The 2,769-nt window shown below is 71.7% G+C and carries 4 protein-coding genes; 2 read left to right on the top strand and 2 right to left on the bottom strand.

Features of this window, described 5'->3' with window-relative positions:
- Window positions 1-8 precede the first annotated feature (8 nt).
- Window positions 9-773, bottom strand: coding sequence for a class I SAM-dependent methyltransferase (locus tag ACRWNP_RS36985; protein WP_431969376.1), 765 nt, complete (start codon window positions 771-773; stop codon window positions 9-11).
- A 79-nt stretch (window positions 774-852) separates the two neighbouring features.
- Here ACRWNP_RS36985 and ACRWNP_RS36980 point away from each other — a divergent pair, with 79 nt between their 5' ends.
- Window positions 853-1,482 (top strand): CGNR zinc finger domain-containing protein, encoded by a 630-nt coding sequence (locus tag ACRWNP_RS36980; protein WP_431969374.1) that lies wholly within the window; start codon window positions 853-855, stop codon window positions 1,480-1,482.
- Here the strand turns inward: ACRWNP_RS36980 and sodX are convergent.
- Window positions 1,386-1,820, bottom strand: a complete 435-nt coding sequence (gene sodX / locus ACRWNP_RS36975) for a nickel-type superoxide dismutase maturation protease (RefSeq protein ID WP_431969372.1) — start codon at window positions 1,818-1,820, stop codon at window positions 1,386-1,388. The genes ACRWNP_RS36980 and sodX overlap by 97 nt on opposite strands.
- Before the next feature lie 138 nt (window positions 1,821-1,958).
- On the opposite strand from sodX, the gene sodN reads away from it, so the two are divergent.
- A complete protein-coding gene (sodN, locus tag ACRWNP_RS36970) occupies window positions 1,959-2,354 on the top strand; it encodes a superoxide dismutase, Ni (protein WP_018563636.1) in 396 nt (131 codons plus the stop codon).
- The last annotated feature ends 415 nt before the right edge of the window (window positions 2,355-2,769 follow it).

Here is a 2,769-nt window from a genome sequence, read left to right as displayed (position 1 = left end):
GGTACGGATCACTTCAGCCCGAGGACGATCGCATCCGACACCGAACGCCAGACCTCCCGCGCCTCGCCGAAGCCGGCGTCCCGCAGGGCCGCGGCGTGCCAGGCCGGGGGCAGTTCGTCCCCGTCGGCGTGGGAACCGTAGATCACGAACCGCTCCTCGGTGGGACCGGCCAGCACCGGGTCGGCCTTGGCGGTGGCCCACCACTGCTCCCAGTCCAGCGCCCCCTCCGCCCTCCGCCGCTCGCGGCGGGCCCGGTCCAGTTCGCGCACGGCCGCGTTGAGCCGGGGCGTCGAGGTGTCGGGCATGTGGTCGGCGTTGAGGAAGACCCCGCCGTCCCGCAGCAGGCCGGCCAGCGTCCCGTACAGGGCCCTGAGCGGCTCGGGCTTCAGCCAGTGCAGGGCGGTCGCGGTGAGCACGGCGTCGTACGAGTCGTACGGCAGGGCCCGCGGCCAGAGCGGGTCGCGCAGGTCGGCGGTGACGAACTCGATCCTGCGCTCGCCGGCGAAGTGGCCGCGGGCGATCGTCAGCAGCGCCGGGTCGAGGTCCACGCCGGTCGAGCGGGCCCCCGGGAAGCGGCGCAGCAGCCGGTCGGAGATGCTGCCGGTGCCGCAGGCCAGGTCCAGCACCCGGGGCTCGGGGCCGGTCAGCGCCTCCACCATGTCGAGCATGACCCGGAACCGTTCCTCCCGGTCCGGCAGGTACCACTCCTGCTGCCGGTCCCAGCTGTCCTGCCAGGCCTGCCAGTCGGTCGCCGCGGCGGTGGTGCCGGACATACGATCCCCTCCAGTCGTAAATACCCTTTGAGCAAGAGCAGTCATTACCGACCCTAGAGCGCACGCGTAAGGACTACAAGTGGAACTCGCCTATTACTCTGACTACGCCGTGCGCCTGGTGAACAGCGAGGAGCCCGAGCGCGGGATCGACAACCTGACCTCGGTCGACGCCGTGCGCGAGCTGTTCGGGCCGGCCAGCCAGGCGGCGGGTCGCGCCGGCGACGCCGACGTGCAGCGGCTGCGCACCGTCCGCACCCGGCTGCGCGGCGTGTTCGAGGCCGCCTCCGAGGGCGACGAGGTGCGCGCCGTCGACCTGCTGAACGCGCTGCTGCTGGAGTTCCCGGTCAGCCCGCAGATCTCCGGCCACGAGTACCTGGACGACAGCGGCCGCCCCGACTGGCACATGCACCTCGCCGAGCACGCGGCCACGGCGACCGCCTCCTACGCCGCGACCGCCTGCATGGGTCTGGCCTTCCAGCTCACCGACCTCGGTGTGGACCGGCTCGGCATCTGCCAGGCCACCACGTGCCGCAACGCCTACATCGACACCTCGACCAACCGGTCCCGCCGCTACTGCTCGGACCGCTGCGCGACCCGCGCCAACGTCGCGGCCTACCGCGCCCGCAAGCGCCTGGAGAACGAGCGGTCCGCCCTGAGCGGCCTGACGCAGGACACCAGCCAGCCCGCCACTCCGGCCGCCGACCGCTGAACCTCGCGCGGCGGCCGGAAGCGCCCGCGTCCCCGGGCGAGCACCAGCTCGTCCGGGACGGTGCCGAACTCCCTGCTGTCGTTCTCCACGAAGGTGTTGTCGCCCAGCACCCACCAGCCGCCCTCGCGCCGCTCCACGGCGCGTTTGACGATCAGCAGGTCCTGCTGGAGCGGATGGCGCAACACCACCACGTCACCCTCACGGACCTCCGTGGCGCTCCTGACGTGCTGCACCAGCAGCCAGTCACCATGCTGCAGCGTCGGCACCATCGACGGACCTGTCACCTCGACCAGCTGGTACGGCACGCTCCTCCTCTGCCCAGCCCCGGGCTCACGCATGCTCAGCCTCCTCCTCCATGCTCCACCAGCCCAGGGTGACACCAGACTTTTGTCCTAAGCACCAAGGGGCGCCCGAGAAAACCACACGACAGGGGAGTAATCTCCCTGGTGGAAAGACGATCACGAGGAAGGACAGTCATGCTCGCTCGCCTGTTCGCGCCCAAGGTCAAGGTCAGCGCCCACTGCGACCTGCCCTGCGGTGTCTACGACCCGGCCCAGGCCCGCATCGAGGCGCAGTCCGTCAAGGCGGTCCAGGAGAAGTACCAGGCCAACGAGGACCCGCACTTCCGGGCCCGCGCCATTGTCATCAAGGAGCAGCGCGCGGAGCTCGTCAAGCACCACCTGTCGGTGCTGTGGAGCGACTACTTCAAGGCGCCGCACTTCGAGAAGTACCCGCAGCTGCACCAGCTCTTCAACGACGCGCTGAAGGCGGGCAGCGCCGCCAAGGCCTCGACCGACCCGGCGACCGGCCAGAAGCTGCTCGACCTGATCGACCAGATCGACGCCATCTTCCAGGAGACGAAGAAGGCCTGATCCGGCATCGGCCACCGCGCCCGGTCCGGGCGGCCCCGCAGGGGCCCGCGGACCGGGCGCGGTCGTACGCCCCCCGATCGGGGGGCGTGCCCGCGAGACAGTGCCTCCGGCGAAATCGATGAATGGCCGCCATGGCGCGCCGGCCGGGCCCGTGTGGCACACCTCGACGCTGACGGCCTGGGCACCTCCACGCGGGCCCACTGGGCCGCCCCCGCCGGGCGGACCCCCCGGGCCGGAGGCAAGTGACGGCCCGGGGGGCGCTTCCGCGGGGCACCGGCGCGCCGGGCCGAGCCGTCACTCGCGCTCCCGCGCGCACGAACGCACGCGCTCCGGAAGGGCGGAGGCAAAACCGCGGAAGTTCGGGTACGGGGCGCCACCGTTTTGATGGACTCGCCCCCGTGGCGGAACCGATCCC

The organism is Actinacidiphila sp. bgisy160, assembly GCF_965342435.1.
In the GTDB taxonomy this organism is placed as follows: Bacteria; Actinomycetota; Actinomycetes; order Streptomycetales; family Streptomycetaceae; genus Actinacidiphila.
Note: the sequence above shows the minus strand (reverse complement) of the source record. Positions and strands in the feature narration are given on the sequence as shown.

Excerpts from the sequence above, each read along its gene's own strand:
- sodX (WP_431969372.1), bottom strand. The coding sequence starts at position 1,820 with ATGCGTGAGCCCGGGGCTGGGCAGAGGAGGAGCGTGCCGTACCAGCTG.
- sodN (WP_018563636.1), top strand. The coding sequence starts at position 1,959 with ATGCTCGCTCGCCTGTTCGCGCCCAAGGTCAAGGTCAGCGCCCACTGC.
- ACRWNP_RS36985 (WP_431969376.1), bottom strand. The coding sequence starts at position 773 with ATGTCCGGCACCACCGCCGCGGCGACCGACTGGCAGGCCTGGCAGGAC.